General features: G+C 38.2%; 20 protein-coding genes. 12 read left to right on the forward strand and 8 right to left on the reverse strand.

From position 1 onward, the window contains the following. Nucleotides 1-34 precede the first annotated feature (34 nt). From HJC33_RS03170 to nusB, 4 genes are all read right to left on the reverse strand, one after another. Entirely contained in the window at nucleotides 35-1384 is a 1350-nt protein-coding gene (locus tag HJC33_RS03170; protein ID WP_171657345.1) for a Gfo/Idh/MocA family protein, read from the reverse strand. A gap of 85 nt (nucleotides 1385-1469) precedes the next feature. After that, a complete protein-coding gene (gene yajC / locus HJC33_RS03175) occupies nucleotides 1470-1760 on the reverse strand; it encodes a preprotein translocase subunit YajC (RefSeq protein ID WP_171657346.1) in 291 nt (96 codons plus the stop codon). 13 nt (nucleotides 1761-1773) lie between these two features. Beyond that, a complete protein-coding gene (locus tag HJC33_RS03180; protein ID WP_171657347.1) occupies nucleotides 1774-2253 on the reverse strand; it encodes a DUF1573 domain-containing protein in 480 nt (159 codons plus the stop codon). A 38-nt stretch (nucleotides 2254-2291) separates the two neighbouring features. Then, entirely contained in the window at nucleotides 2292-3239 is a 948-nt protein-coding gene (gene nusB, locus HJC33_RS03185; protein ID WP_171657348.1) for a transcription antitermination factor NusB, read from the reverse strand. Between the two features lie 176 nt (nucleotides 3240-3415). On the opposite strand from nusB, the gene HJC33_RS03190 reads away from it, so the two are divergent. From HJC33_RS03190 to HJC33_RS03200, 3 genes are all read left to right on the forward strand, one after another. After that, entirely contained in the window at nucleotides 3416-5167 is a 1752-nt protein-coding gene (locus HJC33_RS03190; RefSeq protein WP_171657349.1) for an ABC transporter ATP-binding protein, read from the forward strand. A gap of 82 nt (nucleotides 5168-5249) precedes the next feature. After that, nucleotides 5250-5621 (forward strand): PUR family DNA/RNA-binding protein, encoded by a 372-nt coding sequence (locus HJC33_RS03195; protein ID WP_171657350.1) that lies wholly within the window; start codon nucleotides 5250-5252, stop codon nucleotides 5619-5621. A gap of 86 nt (nucleotides 5622-5707) precedes the next feature. Then, nucleotides 5708-8227: a M14 family metallopeptidase gene (locus HJC33_RS03200; RefSeq protein ID WP_171657351.1), complete on the forward strand. Its 2520-nt coding sequence runs from the start codon at nucleotides 5708-5710 to the stop codon at nucleotides 8225-8227. Here the strand turns inward: HJC33_RS03200 and HJC33_RS03205 are convergent. After that, nucleotides 8202-9248, reverse strand: coding sequence for a 1-acyl-sn-glycerol-3-phosphate acyltransferase (locus HJC33_RS03205; RefSeq protein ID WP_171657352.1), 1047 nt, complete (start codon nucleotides 9246-9248; stop codon nucleotides 8202-8204). The two genes, HJC33_RS03200 and HJC33_RS03205, sit on opposite strands and share 26 nt — an antisense overlap. Then, the gene (locus HJC33_RS03210) at nucleotides 9245-10162 is read right to left on the reverse strand and encodes a bile acid:sodium symporter family protein (RefSeq protein ID WP_171657353.1); all 918 of its coding nucleotides are present in this window, start codon (nucleotides 10160-10162) and stop codon (nucleotides 9245-9247) included. The genes HJC33_RS03205 and HJC33_RS03210 overlap by 4 nt, the downstream gene beginning before the upstream one ends. 110 nt (nucleotides 10163-10272) lie before the next feature. Here HJC33_RS03210 and HJC33_RS03215 point away from each other — a divergent pair, with 110 nt between their 5' ends. Genes HJC33_RS03215 through HJC33_RS03225 form a run of 3 tightly spaced genes read left to right on the forward strand, consistent with a single transcriptional unit; the run spans nucleotide 10273 to nucleotide 11687 of the window. Then, on the forward strand, nucleotides 10273-10833 hold the full coding sequence (locus HJC33_RS03215; protein WP_171657354.1) for a thioredoxin family protein: 561 nt from the start codon (nucleotides 10273-10275) through the stop codon (nucleotides 10831-10833). A gap of 10 nt (nucleotides 10834-10843) precedes the next feature. Beyond that, the gene (locus tag HJC33_RS03220) at nucleotides 10844-11170 is read left to right on the forward strand and encodes a cupin domain-containing protein (RefSeq protein WP_171657355.1); all 327 of its coding nucleotides are present in this window, start codon (nucleotides 10844-10846) and stop codon (nucleotides 11168-11170) included. Nucleotides 11171-11177: 7 nt separating this feature from the next. Beyond that, on the forward strand, nucleotides 11178-11687 hold the full coding sequence (locus HJC33_RS03225) for a GNAT family N-acetyltransferase (RefSeq protein ID WP_171657356.1): 510 nt from the start codon (nucleotides 11178-11180) through the stop codon (nucleotides 11685-11687). On the opposite strand, the gene HJC33_RS03230 is transcribed toward HJC33_RS03225, so the two are convergent. Beyond that, on the reverse strand, nucleotides 11688-12230 hold the full coding sequence (locus tag HJC33_RS03230) for a YfiT family bacillithiol transferase (RefSeq protein WP_171657357.1): 543 nt from the start codon (nucleotides 12228-12230) through the stop codon (nucleotides 11688-11690). A gap of 163 nt (nucleotides 12231-12393) precedes the next feature. Here HJC33_RS03230 and HJC33_RS03235 point away from each other — a divergent pair, with 163 nt between their 5' ends. Beyond that, entirely contained in the window at nucleotides 12394-13032 is a 639-nt protein-coding gene (locus HJC33_RS03235) for a peroxiredoxin (protein WP_171657358.1), read from the forward strand. 86 nt (nucleotides 13033-13118) lie between these two features. Then, nucleotides 13119-13313 carry a cold-shock protein gene (locus HJC33_RS03240; protein WP_171657359.1) on the forward strand — a complete coding sequence of 65 codons (195 nt, stop codon included), beginning with the start codon at nucleotides 13119-13121 and terminating at the stop codon, nucleotides 13311-13313. Nucleotides 13314-13781: 468 nt separating this feature from the next. Here the strand turns inward: HJC33_RS03240 and HJC33_RS03245 are convergent, their stop codons facing one another. Beyond that, on the reverse strand, nucleotides 13782-14714 hold the full coding sequence (locus HJC33_RS03245) for a peptidylprolyl isomerase (RefSeq protein WP_171657360.1): 933 nt from the start codon (nucleotides 14712-14714) through the stop codon (nucleotides 13782-13784). A gap of 241 nt (nucleotides 14715-14955) precedes the next feature. Here HJC33_RS03245 and HJC33_RS03250 point away from each other — a divergent pair, with 241 nt between their 5' ends. From HJC33_RS03250 to HJC33_RS03265, 4 genes are read left to right on the forward strand one after another with little or no spacing between them, the layout of a single operon-like run. Beyond that, complete coding sequence (locus HJC33_RS03250) at nucleotides 14956-15558, forward strand: short chain dehydrogenase (protein ID WP_171657361.1); 603 nt, start codon at nucleotides 14956-14958, stop codon at nucleotides 15556-15558. Nucleotides 15559-15593: 35 nt separating this feature from the next. Next, nucleotides 15594-16217 (forward strand): class I SAM-dependent methyltransferase, encoded by a 624-nt coding sequence (locus HJC33_RS03255; RefSeq protein ID WP_171657362.1) that lies wholly within the window; start codon nucleotides 15594-15596, stop codon nucleotides 16215-16217. 5 nt (nucleotides 16218-16222) lie between these two features. Next, nucleotides 16223-16612: a VOC family protein gene (locus HJC33_RS03260; RefSeq protein WP_171657363.1), complete on the forward strand. Its 390-nt coding sequence runs from the start codon at nucleotides 16223-16225 to the stop codon at nucleotides 16610-16612. A 22-nt stretch (nucleotides 16613-16634) separates the two neighbouring features. Next, on the forward strand, nucleotides 16635-17054 hold the full coding sequence (locus tag HJC33_RS03265) for a DUF1801 domain-containing protein (protein ID WP_171657364.1): 420 nt from the start codon (nucleotides 16635-16637) through the stop codon (nucleotides 17052-17054). Nucleotides 17055-17115: the final 61 nt, after the last annotated feature.

The raw sequence follows: 17115 nt of genomic DNA on the forward strand, positions 1-17115 counted from the left end.
CAAAAAACCACACTCCTTTACTACAAAGCACAGCTTACTCTGTTCTTGGCAACTCCCATCCGTTGTGATACGTTTTCCCTAAGTGTACATTAGCCCCCGCATTCGTAAAACTTCCTTTTTCAGCATCCCAAAACAATCGCTCCCCAGTTTTGTACGCTGCATTACCCATATGGCAGACCATTGCGGCATCGTATCCTATTTTAATTGGAGCATTTAGAATGGTTTCGTCTCGTTTTTTAACAGCTTCTAAAAAATTGGTAGTATGCAAATCCAAACCATTGGCTTCAACTTTCTGTACGGGTACAACTTCTATTTTAGGACCAAGGTCCTGACTCCAATCGGGTCTATCGTTTTCTGGAATCACTTCCCATCCGCCGCGGTCCAATACAAGTGTCCCGTTGTTACCTATAAATGCGATTCCATGGTTTCTGCCATAATTTCCACCATCAATGCCAGTGGCGTGTTCCCATAGCAGGGAAAAACCATCAAATTCATAAACGGTCTGTAACGTGTCGGGAGTTTCAGAAGCATCATTAGGGTAGGCAAATTTGCCTCCCAACGCCATTACTGACTTTGGAAGGGAGGCCTTCATCCCATATAATGCATAATCAATTAAATGTACCCCCCAATCCGTCATTAATCCACCTGCATAATCCCAAAACCATCTGAAATTAAAATGGAACCTATTGGGGTTAAATGCATGTTCTGGAGCTGGACCGAGCCACATTTTATAATCAACACCTTCTGGCACCGGGCCATCGGGTAATTTTGGAACAGGTTTCATCCAACCTTGGTATGCCCAGGCCTTGGCCAATCGTATTTGACCCAATTTTCCTGAATGAACATAGTTAATCGCATCCACAAAATGGGGTTGGCTACGCTGCCACTGCCCTATCTGAACCATGCGGTCACTAGAATTGACTTTGGAAAGCATGACTTCACATTCAGCAATGGAATTTGCAATGGGTTTCTCGCAATAGGCATCTTTACCGGCATCCACAGCATCAACCAACTGCAAGCAATGCCAATGATCAGGAGTTCCAATGATTACTACATCAACATCTTTATCCTCCAACAATTTTCGGTAATCGGAATACCACTTGGGTTTTTTAATATCAGCTTTTGTAAGTTCTGCAGTTTTTGCACGGAGAACATTTTCATCAACATCGCAAAGGGCGACTACTTCTACCTCACTATTTTTTAGTATGGACAACAAATTGGCAAATCCCATTCCTTTGCATCCAATCAATCCAACTTGAATCTTATCATTTGGACTGATTGTTCTCCGGACCGAAGCCAAAATTTCAGGAGGAAACATTAATGAAGTTCCCAAACCTGCCATATACAATGATGTTTTTTTGACGAATTGTCTTCTTGTACCCATACTTTTAATTTTTGAATAAGGTACAAAAAAACATCCCTCACAATTTAAATTGTGAGGGATGTCCCATCCATATATTTGGTTGTTATTATTTTTTGTCGGCAGGAGCTTGCAACTTCTTGCTCATTTCCATGGAAATTGCAGAACGGTCAAACTTTAAACGACCTGCCATGGTTTCAATAACACAGGAAAGGTCCTTGTCATTCAAATCCACAATTTTGCCATGAAGTCCGCTCTTGGTAATGATGCGATCTCCTTTTTTTAATTCCGATGTAAATTTTTTCTCATCCTTCTGACGCTTGATCTGTGGGCGAATCATGAAAAAATACGCCACAACAAAAATCAATATCAGTGGTAAAAACTGTCCTAAATTTTCCATATTAAAGCTTAGCTTACTTGGTAGGGCCTACTGGTGCAGCATCCTTTGGGTTAACAAAGGCCTTGATTCTCAATAGTTCAGAACCTTTTTCTGTATTTGCGGTCACGGTGATGGTCTTGGTCACTTGATTTTGCCCAGAACCATTAAACTTCACCAATAATTCTCCAGACTCTCCTGGAGCAATTGGGGTATTCTTTGGATACTCGGGAACAGTACATCCACAGCTACTTTTTGCATCTGTGATTATTAAAGGGGCATTACCTGTATTGGTAAATTTAAAAATTGTCTGTTGTGGCGTGCCTTTTTCTATGGCACCAAAATCGTGTTCAGATTTTTCAAAACTCATTACAGGAAGGCTTTTTTGGGCTGCATCCCTGTCCGTGGCATTTTCAACATTGTCGGCAACTACCTTATCAGAAGCTTTTTCCTTACAAGAAACGCTTACCAAGGCAACTGTCAAGATCAAACTTAATACTGTTGTTATTCTTTTCATGGTTTTAATTAATTTTTCCAAAATTAAACAAATATTGTTTATCGTAGTCCTCTGCCTACTTTTTGCAGTCTCCCATTAGATTTATATTCTTTTGCGAGTTTATCTAAAACTCCGTTGATGAAGATGCTACTTTTAGGAGTGGAGTACTCCTTCGCTATTTCCAAATATTCATTCAGGGTTACTTTTTCTGGGATAGATGGGAAATTCAATAATTCGCAAATGGCCATTTTTAAAATGATGGAATCAATCTCTGCAATTCGGTCATTATCCCAATTGGGGGTTTTTCCTTCAATTTCTTTTTCCCATTTGGCATCATTCAACAAAGTCTTTTTCAATAGTTCATTGGCATAAAGCATATCTTGTTGATCTTTGAGCAATGCTGGCAAAAAGAATCCTGCACCAGAACTTTCACCGGCTTTTTTCAACCGCTTCACCAAAAAAGTATTCACAATTGGAAAATCATCTACCCAAGTAAGTTTATCATCTTCAAAGTATTCGTAAATCTTTTCATTAGGTGCTATGATATTCTTAAAAAGATCTAGGACCACATCTTTATCATTTTCATAACCGTTCTTTCCATTGGACATATAATCCTTGTAAATATCACTAGCGACAACTTCTTTATAGATGATTTTGATGTACTCCTCATTCAAATACCAATTGTTGAGCTTTCTTTTAGAAAGCTCCTTGGCAAGGGCTTCGTTATTTGAAATTTGAAGAAGTAAGCGGTTCTTTATGAACTTCTGGGGGTCTGGGTACTTATCCTCATCAGTGGCCAAATATTTCTTGGAAGCATGGTTCGCATGCTTTTCGGCCAATTTATGGAGTTCCACCAAAAGGCTAAGGACAAGTAAATAGAGTACATACATGTTCTCTATACTCACTTTTAGGAATTTTTCCTGTTTTTCCAAGGAATCATCCTTGGATTGGATCAATGCATATATACATTGCATCACTTTTATTCTGATATGCCTTCTAGTAAGCATGTTTTAAAGAACTTTAAAGTCGTTGTTGGCTTTCACAGCGCAAAAGTAATCTTATATTTCATTCCTATTCCATCAAAGTGATTTTCTTATCAGTTTTATAACATTTAGTTTGTGGACAATGATATATATTTGTTCAATCATCTAAGAAAGACCGCCTAGAAACCATCTTTCCCTTCATGAAGGAACTTAAGCACCTTAACAAATATTTTAAAAAGTACTGGTTTAAATTATTGATGGGGATTTTAATCACTATCATTGCCAGGGTTTTTGCACTTATCATGCCTTCGTATGTGAGTAAGTCTATAAAGGCCATTGAGAATTTTACCGCTAATGCAATAACCATTTCTGAGACTAAAGGTCTGCTGTTTGACTATATATTAATAATTGTTGGTGCAGCTCTCTTATCTGGGCTTTTTACCTTTTTAATGCGCCAAACCATCATCAATGTCTCCAGATATATTGAGTACGACCTTAAAAATGAAGTTTTTGATCACTATCAAATATTGAACCTGAGCTTCTACAAAAAAAATAGGATCGGGGATTTAATGAACCGTATCAGTGAGGATATTAATCAGGTACGCATGTATGCCGGGCCTGCCATTATGTACGGCATCAACACCCTTACCATGTTTGCCTGCGTTATTCCTCTTATGTTCATCAAGGCACCCACATTGGCTTCCTACACACTAATACCATTGCCAATTTTATCCGTATTGATTTATCAAATCAGTAAGATAATACACAAGAGAAGTACAAAAGTTCAGGAGTTTTTATCCACACTGTCCACATTTACCCAAGAATCTTTTTCAGGCGTTGCAGTAATTAAAGCTTATAGTCTGGAGCCAAAAATCAATTCAGAAATTGGTGATTTAGCTTTAGAGGGTAAAAATACAAGTATGGATTTGGCCAAGGTGAACGCTTGGTTTTTTCCCTTGATGATTTTACTTATCGGTATCAGTAACATTTTTGTCATTTATATCGGTGGAAAACAATACATCAATGGTGATATTGAATCTGTAGGTATTATTGCCGAGTTTATTCTATATGTCAACATGTTGACATGGCCAGTAGCCATTGTGGGCTGGCTAACTTCAATAATACAAAGGGCTGAAGCCTCACAAAAAAGGATCAATGAGTTTCTAAAAGAAGATCCGGCCATCAAAAATGATATTGTGAAACTTTCACAAATTGTTGGTGATATTGAATTCAAAAATGTGACCTATACCTACGAGGATACAGATATTACAGCTTTAGATAATATTTCTTTCCACATAAAAGCTGGACAAACAGTTGCCATTTTAGGAAAAACAGGGTCTGGAAAATCCACCATTCTGGATTTGGTGGCTCGTTTATACGACACCGATTCTGGCGAGGTTTTGGTAGATGGAAAATCGGTCAAAAAATTAAACTTAAATAGTTTACGAAGTTCAATTGGAGCTGTTCCACAAGATGCTTTCCTATTCTCAGACACTATAGAGAACAACATTCGTTTTGGCAATGAAAATGCATCTTTTGATGAAATTGTATCTGTTGCCAAAAAAGCTGTTGTCCATAAAAACATTGAAGGTTTTGCCAAAAAATATGATACTATTCTAGGCGAAAGGGGCATTACCTTAAGTGGGGGACAAAAGCAAAGGGTCTCTATTGCACGCGCATTGCTCAAAGACCCACAAATTTATCTTTTTGATGACTGTTTATCTGCTGTTGACACTGAAACCGAAGAAGAAATCCTAAACAATCTGAAGCAAGTTTCCCAAAGCAAAACCACTCTCATAGTAAGTCATAGAGTTTCGTCGGCTAAAAATGCCGATAAAATTATAGTGCTAGAAAATGGTAAAATAATCCAAGAAGGCACCCATGAAGAATTAAACAATATTGAAGGTTACTATAAAGAGCTCTATCTCAATCAACTCTCTGAGAAAGAATGACAAAAAAGTTGCTGGATTAGCATTTTTTTTACATTTTTGGTAGAATTATTCAACATTGCACTAACTACACATTCTATACCACATGAGCGAGAAAGATATAATCGATCAAGAAGAAATTTACTCCAAAGTCTTACGGGCTGGGAGAAGAACTTACTTTTTTGATGTAAGAAGCACCAAAGCAGGCGACTATTATTTAACCATTACTGAAAGTAAAAAATTCACTCACGATGATGGCTCGTTCCATTATAAAAAACACAAAATTTACTTGTACAAAGAAGATTTTACTGCTTTTAGGGAAATTATGGAAGAAATGATGGATTATATCATTGATGAAAAGGGCCTTGAGGTCATTTCAGAGCGTCATCAAAAAGATTTTAAGAAAGAAGATGTTAGTCCACAAGACAATGGGACCGTATCAGATAATTTTACCGATGTTGATTTCGATGACATCTAGATAGTTGTCTTAAAAAAAACCAAAAACGGCCTGCCCTGTGCAGGCCGTTTTTTATTTTTAGCATAGACTAATTCAATCACTCCTTTATGAAAAAACGCTATACTCTGTTTTTAATGGCACTTGCATGCCTTGGCTTAAGTGCACAAAACGTTACATTGGATTACTATCTCCCAAAAAATGTAACCTATAACCCCAATATTCCAAAACCTGCAGAAGTTATTGGCCATGAGGTTGGCGAATGGCATGTAACCCATGATAAGTTGGTGTTTTACATGCAACAATTGGCCAATGCAAGCGACCGAATTGCAATAGAAAATCGTGGAAGTACTTTTGAAGGTAGACCTATCTTGTTGCTTACTATCACTTCACCGAAGAACCATGGAAATATTGAAAATATAAGACAACAACATGTTGCATTGACAGAAACCGGTGGTCTAAACACCTCGGAAATGCCCATAGTGGTCTACCAAGGCTTTTCAATTCACGGCAATGAAGCCAGTGGCTCCAATGCAGGTTTGGCCTATGCCTACTATTTGGCCGCTGCGCAAGGACCGGAAATTGAAGCGATGTTGGACAACATGATCATTCTATTGGATCCATGTTTTAATCCAGATGGACTACAGCGATTTGCGTATTGGGCCAACACAAATAAGAGTCAAAATCTAAATCCCGACCCCAATGAAAGGGAATACCACGAAGTATGGCCGGGCGGAAGAACCAATCACTACTGGTTTGATATGAACCGTGACTGGCTACCAGTTCAATTGCCAGAAAGTAGAGCTCGTATCGCCACATTCCATAAATGGATGCCCAACATCTTAACAGATCATCATGAAATGGGAACCAATTCTACATTCTTCTTTCAACCTGGAGAACCATCCAGAGTCCACCCTTTGACCCCTGAAATCAATCAAGAACTTACCAAAGAAATTGGAACCTATCATGCCAAGGCTTTGGACAAAATAGGCTCTCTTTATTACTCAGAAGAGAATTACGACGATTATTACTATGGAAAGGGTTCAACTTTCCCAGATGTCAATGGAGGTATTGGTATTTTGTTTGAACAAGGTAGTTCCCGCGGACATATCCAAGAAAGTGAAAATGGCATCCTTACTTTTCCATTTACTGTTAGAAACCAATTCACCACAGCACTTTCTACAGTGGAAGCTGCCAAGAACATGCGTTCTAAAATTTTGGATTATCAGCAACAATTCTATACTGACATGAGGGCCAATGCTTCTAAAAATAGGATCAATGGCATCATTTTTGGCGATAGTAAAGATGCTGCCAAAACATATCATTTGGCTGAAATTTTGAACAGACACAAAATAAAATTTCATGAACTGAATGACGATGTAACCATAAGCGGAAAAACCTATAAAAAGGGGTATGGTTACATTATTCCAATGAATCAGAAGAATCCCAAGCTCATCAATGCCATGTTCGAAAAAAGAACAACTTTTACTGATAGTTTGTTCTATGATGTTTCCGCTTGGACCTTCCCATTGTCCTTTAATGTAGATTATGCTAATTTAACATCGCTCTCCAATGCCGGTCCGGAAGTAACCGATTTCAAAAAACCATCGGGTGGTGTCGACAAAAAGAGTAATTATGCCTACCTATTTGAATGGCATGAATATTACACCCCAAAGGTGTTGAACAAAATTCTGAACAAAGGACTCAGAGCTAAAACAGCTAAAACACCTTTTTCTTTGGAAGGCAAGCAATACGATTATGGAACAATCATGGTTCCAGTTCAAAACCAAAAGCTTAACCCAGACGAACTTTACAGCTTTCTACATAAAATTGCCCAAGAAAGTGCTACAAAAATCATAGGTGTTTCCACCGGGCTTACCCAAGGTATCGATTTGGGGAGTAATGATTTTGATCCTATCAAAAAACAAAGAGTCGCTATCTTGGTAGGGGATGGTATTCGGTCTTATGATGCTGGAGAAGTTTGGCATTTGTTCGATACTAGATACGATATGAAAATCACTAAAATCGATACCCGTTATTTCAATAGTGTGGATTTAAGCAGGTATACCGACCTAATTGTTCCTAGCGGATGGAGAAGTCAGATTTTAGATAAAGAAGGTGCCGAAAAAATAAAAACTTGGGTGCAAAATGGAGGAACTGTTATTGGATATAGAACTGTAGCCAATTGGTTCAAAAAACATAAGTTGCTAAAATTTGAATCCAAAAAAGATACTTTGGTTGCCAAAAACATTGCTTTTGACCAAAAAAATGATTTTAAAGGCGCCCAAGTTACCGGCGGTGCCATTTTTGAAGCAAAATTGGATCGTTCACACCCCATCAACTTTGGCTATAAAAACGACAAATTATCACTGTTCCGAAACACCAATATCTATTTAAAACCAGAAAAGAACAGTTATGATAATCCTATCCAGTACACTAGTGACCCTTTGCAAAGTGGTTATATTTCTGAAGAGAATGTAAAACTGATTAAAAACAGTGTTCCTTTTAAAGTACAAAGAATGGGTAAAGGCCGAGTTATTCTATTTACGGACAATACGAATTTCAGGGCATTTTGGTATGGCACCAACAAATTGTTGATGAATGCTATCTTTTTCGGACAGATGATGTAATTCCCTGTTTCACTAAAAAAATATTGATGACGGCGTGCCCTACAACAAAAAGGCATGCCGTTTTTATATCATATACATTCCACAAGATTGCCATTGAAACCAAATAAAACAATGGGTATGCCAAAAGTGTAAATCCAAATCTAAAGGTTGCCTCAAATTCAAGTTCAGGAACCCTTGGTTTGAGAAAAACTCTCCATAAAAAAACAAGAGGTAGGTTCCATACATAAAAAAAGAATCTCGAAATCCTTCGGACTGGGCTAATTTTATGCGTTAAAGTATCTGGATATGTTCTATCAGCAATTATTGCATTGACATGTTCAGGTTTAAGGAAAAGCTCTTCCAACCCTACAAACTTCCCACTCACCGATTGATATTCCGATTCTGGGATATGGGTGGTCAATTGTTGTAAACTTTCAGATACTTTTTGTTTGATTTCCACCACAAAATTTGGCGACCCTATAAAATTTTGAACAGCAATAGGTGACCCAAAATGTAGCGCAGCAGAATCCCCCATCTGTGTTGGGCATATGTAATTTTGACCTATTGGAATCAATTGCAAATCCAGTTTTGGATTTTTTTCCAATGCATTCAAAATGATTCGGGTAAATCCTTTATTCAATGGCCTTACCCTACGTTGCAAATTATGATTGGCTTCTGGAAACAGTAAAATAGCCTCATTTTTATTCAACAACTTCCCACATTGATCAAAAACAGCATGATTTTTATGGAGGTTAGTCTTACCATCCCTCATGCGATAGATGGGCAACATTTGCAAAAATCCAAAAAGTGATTTTAGAAAAGTTCCTCTAAAAACATCTGACCGAGTAACAAACCATGGTCTTTTTTTATATTGGGTGGCAATCAACAATACATCCATAAGGGCATTTTGATGATTGGAAAGGAGCATCACAGGTTTCCTGGATGGAACATTTTCCAAACCAACCACTTTAATTTTTCGATAGTAGCAAAACAACCCGACACGCACCCAAAGTTGGATGAAAAGGTAGCCTAAATACCTCACACCAATTCTTCTTTTTTAATAGGCTTGTACCCCCACGCCATTCCTAAGACAAGACCAGAAACCAAATGCCAAACGCCCCAAAAAGCAGTCAGCAATGCCATTCCACCCAAACCATCAAAAAAGGTAAAAATCAATAACAATCCCAATCCTGAATTCTGTATTCCGGTCTCAATGGTGATGCATCTTACATTTTCTTGTGAGAACCCCAACAATTTGGCAATTGAAAACCCCGTAAGCAACGCCACCAAATTATGAAGTAGCACCAACCAAAAAACATAGAAGACATACTCCATAAAAATATCCCGGTTTTTATAGAGCGCCAAGAAAACTAAACCCACAAAAAATAGTAACGATCCCATTTTGAAACCTTTGGCCAACTTTTTGGCCATTCTGGGCCAATAATGGTTGAACAACATTCCCAAAATCAATGGCACTCCAAGTAGCAAGGCCGCTAATTTGATCATTTCCAAAGGGGAAATGGAAACTTGCTTTAAAATGGATTCGGTTGGTTCATAGAGGCCTCCCCAAAAATTTAAGTTAAATGGTGTTAGGAATATGGCCAATAATGTTGCAATTGCTGTCAAAGTAACCGACAAGGCAGAATTTCCTTTAGATAAATGGGTGAAAAAATTGGAAACATTTCCTCCTGGGCATGCGGCCACCATAAACATCCCCAATGCAATGCTTGGCAACGGCTCAGTAGTCCAAACAAGCACAAAAGTAATGGCCGGAAGTATTAAAAATTGACAACAAACTCCTGTAATTACAGGTTTTGGGGTTTTTAAAAGTCGTTTAAAATCGTTGAGTGAAATTTCCAAGGCAACCCCAAACATGACCAAGGCCAGGGCCACATTAAGTGTCCAAAGGGATTTTTCATCAAAATTGATGTGAACGTTATCAATTATTTGTTCCAAAAACAAAAGTGTTTAGCCTACAATATACAGGATTCTTTCAATTTTTAACTTTTGCTTACTTTTTAGCGCAAAGTGCACTAAATTCATGATTCCAAAAATGATATAAGAAAATGGCCCGTACTCCAAGCAATATGCTACCCTTAGGTACTAAAGCTCCAAATTTTAATCTGATTGATACAACAACAGATTTACCTTGTACTTTGGAAACCATCAAAGGTGATAAAGGAACAGTGGTTATGTTCATCTGTAATCACTGCCCGTTTGTAATCCATGTAAACCCTGAAATTTCCAAACTGGGCAAGGAATATCAGTCAAAAGGGATTGGTTTTGTTGCCATTTCCAGCAATGATGTTGTTAATTACCCTCAAGATGCTCCGGATTTGATGAAAGAGGTTGCCCAAAAAGAGGAGTATTCCTTTCCCTATCTTTATGATGAGACCCAAGCAATAGCCAAGGCTTATGATGCAGCTTGCACACCAGATTTTTACCTGTTCAATTCCAATCTGGAATTAATGTATAGAGGACAGCTGGATGATTCCAGACCTGGGAACGGTATTCCTTTAACTGGATCAGACTTACGAAATGCGATGGACGCTCTTTTGGAAGAACGAGAAATCGATTCCAACCAAAAGCCAAGCATTGGCTGTAACATTAAATGGTTTCAAAGCTAAATGGAATAGTATGAAAATCAACCCCAAAGGGGCTCTTGATAAATTGGCCCAATCAGATTCCCCTTTTTTGAACTTGTTTAAACACGGTACCTTATCCGTTGAAATCTACAAGCCTGAAAAAGTAGACCGGCAACAACCTCATACTAGAGACGAGGTTTATGTGGTGGTTTCAGGAACTGGAGAATTTTTGAATGGAGGGGAACGTACAACTTTTGCTCCTGGGGATTTTTTATTTGTCCCAGCTGGGGTGGAACATCGATTTGAGAACTTTACAGATGATTTTGTGACTTGGGTACTTTTCTATGGCCCAGAAGGAGGTGAAGCCCATGAAAAATGAAGTAAGCTTGAAACCCGTTAACAGTTCCAATATGGATATTTATATCCAGGTAGGTAGAATTTCTTATGTTGAACATTATCTCCATCTTTGGGAAAATGAAGATCCTACCCCCTATCTCTCCACAAGCTTTACACAGGAAGTGGTTCAAAAAGAATTGGAAGACCCCAATGCCCAAAACTATTTGGTAGAGTGGAACGATACTGTTGTAGGAATTGTAAAACTGGTCAAAGACCGTTCTTTGGATGAATTTACAGCCGAAGAGTCTCTATTGGCACAGAAAATTTATCTTTTAAAGGCCTATTCTGGTAAAGGTATCGGAAAAAAAGTGCTACAACTTATTGAAAGTTATGCCCAAGGTCTAAACAAAAAAATAGTCTGGCTAGATACCATGCAAAAAGGCAATCCCATCCATTTCTATCAAAAAAATGGCTATGAAATTAAACGAGCAGGTGAAGTAAAACTTCCTGGAGCAAAACCAGAGGAAAAACCCATGTGGATTTTGACCAAGCAAATTTGACTACCAGCCCTCCCTCTTGATTAAATTTTCGATATGCGCAAAATGATGGCTGCCGTGCCAAGCATAACGTCCTATATTTTCTTCCAAGGTAGTTTCCTCATTACCTTCAGGGTGCGTGAATTTTCGTTGCAATTCATCCTTGGAAAGTCCCTTCAACAAATACACCAATTTGGCATGCACGGCCTTTAAATGATCTAATGACATTTGTATGGGAGCTGATTTCGCATCAAAAAGTTTGGACCATTCCTTTTCAAAATAGGGTTTAATTAGCGGATTATCCTCTGTAAGTGCCCATTTGAAACGGATATAGCTATGGTGATGACTATCAGAAATATGGTGCACCAACTGTCTAACAGTCCAACCATCAGGCCTATATGGGGTTTCCAATTGCGTTTCTGACAACGGAGTTACCATGGCTTTCAACCTACCTGGCAAATGCTCAAGAACATCAATCCATTCGTTGATATGGCCTTCGGTTATCGGATTTGGAATTTCATAGAGCCCAATAGGGTATCGCAGTTGTTCTAGAGTATCTTTTTCCATACTTTAAAAGTAGCAAACTTTAATCTGAAAACTTTTCGGAATGACCAAAATCATGGTTCAATTTAAAACTTTAATAGACATTTAACGCTTTCAAAATCGTAGCGCTTTTTTATCTACTAATTTTGTAGGAAAATCATTTTTTAATCAAAATAATTCAATAGATATGGCAACTATCAGATTGGGCGATGCTGCCCCGGATTTTACTGCTGAAACCTCCCAAGGAACACTTAACTTTTATGATTATTTGGGTGACGGATGGGGAATTCTTTTTTCTCACCCTGCAGATTTTACACCAGTTTGTACAACAGAGCTAGGAACCGCTGCTAAATTCAAGCAGGAGTTTGACAAACGAAATGTAAAAATGATGGCCTTGAGCGTGGATGGGGCCGAATCCCATAATGAGTGGATCAAAGACATTAATGAAACGCAACACACAGAGGTTAATTTTCCTATCATTGCCGATGAGGACAGAAAAGTGTCTGACCTATATGACATGATACACCCAAATGCCAATGACACGCTAACCGTGCGTTCGGTTTTTATTGTGGGCCCTGATAAAAAAGTGAAGTTGATACTCACCTATCCAGCTTCAACAGGCCGTAATTTTTATGAGCTTTTACGAGTAATTGATTCATTACAACTTACTGCTTACCACAAAGTGGCCACTCCTGCCAACTGGGAACATGGAGAAAAAGTTGTGGTGAGCCCATCTATCCCAACGGACGAGGCCAAGGAAATATTCTCGAAAGGTGTGGAGGAAGTTAAACCGTATTTGAGGTTGACACCCGACCCAACTACGTAATTAATTCTGAAGAAAATAATAATAACCCCTAATTCTCAATAAATTAAACGTACCTTCGCGGCTCATTTAATTTTTTAGTTTTTATTATGAGTAAAGGAACAGTAAAATTCTTCAACGATTCAAAAGGCTATGGCTTTATCACCGAAGAAGGTTCAAACAAAGATCACTTTGTACATATTTCAGGCTTAATCGATGAAATTAGGGAAGGTGATGCTGTAGAATTCGAACTACAACAAGGTAAAAAGGGATTGAACGCCGTTAATGTACAAGTTATAGATTAAGGTATCAGCACACTTTTTTATAAAACTAACCCGGACTACTTGTTCCGGGTTTTTTATTTTTTATCAACACTCCACGCAACCCTATCGTTTTTTTTAATCTAAAGGGCAACAACCACACCGTTCCCCTTAACCATTAAATAACGAATCTATGAGTATCTTCTTTACAGTTCTTTCAGCATTGTTGGTCATCAATTTAATATTACTGGTGTTGAGTGTTAACGGTTCAAAAAAGTAATCCGTCTCCCGTTTTTGGATGAAGTAAACATACTTTCCATACAATATGGTAGGGTATTTGGGCGTTGGATTGTTATCAACAAAAGACCTATACCCAATGAATACCTTTTTTACAATATTATTAATACTGTTAGCCGTTAATCTTGGTTTGCTTTTACTAAGTGTTAATAGGGCTAAGTAAAAAAGCTCCAGAAAATTTTCTGGAGCTTTTTTATTTTTTATGTGAAATTACGCTTATTTCACATCCATAAGTTCCACGTCAAAAATCAAAGTGGCGTCTGGAGGAATTACCCCGCCTGCACCAGCGCTTCCGTAGGCCATATGGGAAGGAATTACAAATCGGGCCTTATCACCAACTTTCAATAAAGAAATGCCTTCATCCCAACCGGGGATTACTTGGCCAATACCCAAAGTAAAATCTATAGGTTGATTTCTTTTATAGGATGAATCAAATACTTGTCCGTTGGAAAGACAACCTTCGTAATGCACAGAAACCGTTTTTCCTTTTTCAGCTTTTGCACCGTTTCCTTCCTGAATAATTGTATATCTAAGGCCGCTTTCCGTTTTATTGAAACCTGCCGCCAATTCTTCCATTTCCGCTTCTGCCCTAGCCTTGGCTTCAGCTATACGTTTTTCTCTAGCTCCTTCAAAAGTCCTAAAAGCTTCAATGGCATTCCAATTGGAAGCTTCATCACCTACTCTAACTATTTCCAAGCTTTCAATGGTATCGCCTTGCGCAATTGCATCCACCACCTCTTGTCCATGTTCTACATGTCCAAAAACAGTGTGTTTGTTATCCAACCAAGGTGTAGGTACGTGGGTAATAAAGAACTGGCTGCCATTGGTTCCTGGACCTGCGTTCGCCATAGAAAGTACCCCAGGGCCTTCATGGGTCAACTCTGGATGAAACTCATCATCAAATTTATAGCCCGGGTCTCCAGTTCCAGTCCCTTGCGGACATCCTCCTTGAATCATAAAATCAGCGATCACCCTGTGAAACTTCAATCCATCATAATATGGAGTCCCTTGTGGTTTTACTGAATTTTCCATGTCCCCCTCAGCCAAAGCAACAAAATTACCTACCGTTCCAGGAGTCTTGTCATGTGTTAGTTTGATCAATATTTCCCCTTTTGAGGTATTGAACTTCGCGTATATTCCGTCTTGCATTTTTAGTTGTAAAGATTATTCAATGTCAATATCCTTGGATTTTCCAAGATGGCAAAGGTATGGGTTTTTAATGTGTTTATGTTGATGGGATTATTTCTAAATTTGATGGCTTTCTTCCAAATTCATGAAGTGAGATCAAACGCATTGTCAACTCTTTCTTAAAAGCAATCTACCATCAGTTATTCCTCTTACCTTTATAAAAAGATTTTACTATTCAAGACAACTCAAAAGATAGAACGTTATGAAAATATTGGTTATTGGAGGTAAAGGAACGATAGGTCAGAAAGTATCCGACCATTTAAAAATAAAACATGAAGTTTTGATTGGTGGAAGATCTAATGCTGATGTGACCATTGATATTGCACAGAGTGAATCCATCAAAAATGCTCTAGCCCAAATAGGCAAATTGGATGCCATTGTCTCCATTGCGGGCGAGGCAAAATGGGACGATTTCAACAAACTATCTGAGGATGACTATTATATCGGTTTAAAAAGCAAGCTGATGGGGCAGGTAAACTTGGTCAGAATCGGAAAAGAATATCTCAATAAAGGTGGTTCCATAACTTTATCTACAGGGATTTTAGCGGATGATCCAGTTCAAAAAACTGCTAGCGCTGCCATGGTCAACGGAGCTATCCACAGCTTTGTGAGAGCAGTCAACCTTGAAATTGAAAATGAAATAAGGGTAAATGCCGTTTCTCTGGGATTGGTTGAAGATGCCTACGAAAAATACAAGGACTATTTTCCCGGCCACAATCCCATTCCCATGAAAAAGGCGATTAATGCATACGTTAGAAGTGTTGAAGGCAAGGATAGGGGACAAATTATCAGATATTATGATTAACCTAGCAAATACTAACTTCAAGTTAATACCATTTTATGTCAGATAATTGGTTAAATCAATGGAACGATAGGTATAGTGAGTCTGCATATGCCTATGGCGTAGAACCCAATGAATATCTAAAAATACAATTGGATCAACTGAAAACCGGCAACATTCTTTTTGGGGCCGAAGGTGAGGGAAGAAATGCCATTTATGCAGCAACACAAGGTTGGACAGTTTCCGCTTTTGACATTAGTGTTGAAGGCAAAAACAAAGCTTTGCAGCTGGCCAAAAACAATGCTGTACAGATTGATTATCAAATTGGGCAACTTCCAGAATTGGGCTACAAAAATGAGCAGTTTGATGCCATTGCATTGATCTACGCACATTTTCCTCCAGAAATAAAATCACAATACCATACTTTGTTGCACCAATACTTGCGCATTGGAGGCACTGTCATTTTTGAGGCATTTGGAAAAAATCATTTAGAATATCGTCAGAAAAATGAAAAAATAGGAGGTCCTAAAGATGTAGATTCATTGTTCTCTGTTGAAGAATTAAAGGCTGATTTTCCCAATTATGATATATTGGAGCTGGTGGAAACCGAAGTTGAATTACAAGAAGGACTATATCACAACGGAAAGGGCTCAGTTGTACGATTTGTAGGCCGAAAAAAGTAAATTACATGAACCTCAACCAAATAACTGTTCCTTCTTTGGATTTATCTAAATCCATTCCATTCTATCAAAAACTGGGACTGCAATTAATTGTTGAAGCGCTACCGCATTATGCTCGATTTGAGTGCCCCGACGGACAATCCACTTTTTCGCTGCATCAAACCAAAAGTTTGCCCCAAGGAGAAGGTATTTATGTGTATTTTGAATGTGAAAATTTAGATGATGTAGTAAATGAACTGATTAAAAAAGGGATCGTTTTTGAACATATCCCCCTAGATCAGCGATGGTTGTGGCGAGAAGCTAGATTGAAAGATCCAGATGGCAATCAACTTATCTTATATTTTGCAGGGGAAAATAGATTGAATCCTCCATGGCGTTTGAAAGAAAGTAACACTTAAACTGATAAAACCCATAGAAAATATGCTGGTCACCACTACTCCTGAGGTTAAGTCAATTTTCGATAACTATCCTGATCACATACGCCCAAAAATGATAGCTCTGCGCAAACTGATCATAGCTACTGCAAAAGAAATAGAAGATATAACCAAGCTGGAAGAAACCTTAAAATGGGGGGAGCCAAGTTATTTGACCAAAACAGGCAGTACACTTCGGATGGATTGGAAGTCAAAATCCCCAAATCAATATGCGTTGTACTTTCAATGCAGTAGTAGATTGGTTGAAACTTTCAGGGCGATGTTCAAAAACACCTTTACTTTTGAGGGAAAAAGAGCCATTGTTTTTCAATTGGACGACAAAATAGACCAAGAAAAACTAAAATTGTGCATTAAGGCTGCTTTGACATATCACCAAGTGAAACACTTGCCAACTTTAGGTATATAAGCATCAAAACTGACCTTATAAAGTCTTAAACTTATCCAAGAAAAGTATAATTTAGGCTTTA

Origin of the sequence: Flagellimonas amphidinii (genome assembly GCF_013090115.1) — a bacterium.
Lineage (GTDB): Bacteria > Bacteroidota > Bacteroidia > Flavobacteriales > Flavobacteriaceae > Flagellimonas > Flagellimonas amphidinii.

What these genes read in the sequence shown, in the direction of transcription:
- HJC33_RS03235 (WP_171657358.1), top strand. Translation starts at nt 12,394, where the DNA reads ATGGCAACTATCAGATTGGGCGATGCTGCCCCGGATTTTACTGCTGAA.
- yajC (WP_171657346.1), bottom strand. Translation starts at nt 1,760, where the DNA reads ATGGAAAATTTAGGACAGTTTTTACCACTGATATTGATTTTTGTTGTG.
- HJC33_RS03245 (WP_171657360.1), bottom strand. Translation starts at nt 14,714, where the DNA reads ATGCAAGACGGAATATACGCGAAGTTCAATACCTCAAAAGGGGAAATA.
- HJC33_RS03250 (WP_171657361.1), top strand. Translation starts at nt 14,956, where the DNA reads ATGAAAATATTGGTTATTGGAGGTAAAGGAACGATAGGTCAGAAAGTA.
- HJC33_RS03260 (WP_171657363.1), top strand. Translation starts at nt 16,223, where the DNA reads ATGAACCTCAACCAAATAACTGTTCCTTCTTTGGATTTATCTAAATCC.
- HJC33_RS03215 (WP_171657354.1), top strand. Translation starts at nt 10,273, where the DNA reads ATGGCCCGTACTCCAAGCAATATGCTACCCTTAGGTACTAAAGCTCCA.
- HJC33_RS03230 (WP_171657357.1), bottom strand. Translation starts at nt 12,230, where the DNA reads ATGGAAAAAGATACTCTAGAACAACTGCGATACCCTATTGGGCTCTAT.
- HJC33_RS03240 (WP_171657359.1), top strand. Translation starts at nt 13,119, where the DNA reads ATGAGTAAAGGAACAGTAAAATTCTTCAACGATTCAAAAGGCTATGGC.
- HJC33_RS03255 (WP_171657362.1), top strand. Translation starts at nt 15,594, where the DNA reads ATGTCAGATAATTGGTTAAATCAATGGAACGATAGGTATAGTGAGTCT.
- nusB (WP_171657348.1), bottom strand. Translation starts at nt 3,239, where the DNA reads ATGCTTACTAGAAGGCATATCAGAATAAAAGTGATGCAATGTATATAT.
- HJC33_RS03190 (WP_171657349.1), top strand. Translation starts at nt 3,416, where the DNA reads ATGAAGGAACTTAAGCACCTTAACAAATATTTTAAAAAGTACTGGTTT.
- HJC33_RS03195 (WP_171657350.1), top strand. Translation starts at nt 5,250, where the DNA reads ATGAGCGAGAAAGATATAATCGATCAAGAAGAAATTTACTCCAAAGTC.
- HJC33_RS03170 (WP_171657345.1), bottom strand. Translation starts at nt 1,384, where the DNA reads ATGGGTACAAGAAGACAATTCGTCAAAAAAACATCATTGTATATGGCA.
- HJC33_RS03200 (WP_171657351.1), top strand. Translation starts at nt 5,708, where the DNA reads ATGAAAAAACGCTATACTCTGTTTTTAATGGCACTTGCATGCCTTGGC.
- HJC33_RS03180 (WP_171657347.1), bottom strand. Translation starts at nt 2,253, where the DNA reads ATGAAAAGAATAACAACAGTATTAAGTTTGATCTTGACAGTTGCCTTG.
- HJC33_RS03220 (WP_171657355.1), top strand. Translation starts at nt 10,844, where the DNA reads ATGAAAATCAACCCCAAAGGGGCTCTTGATAAATTGGCCCAATCAGAT.
- HJC33_RS03265 (WP_171657364.1), top strand. Translation starts at nt 16,635, where the DNA reads ATGCTGGTCACCACTACTCCTGAGGTTAAGTCAATTTTCGATAACTAT.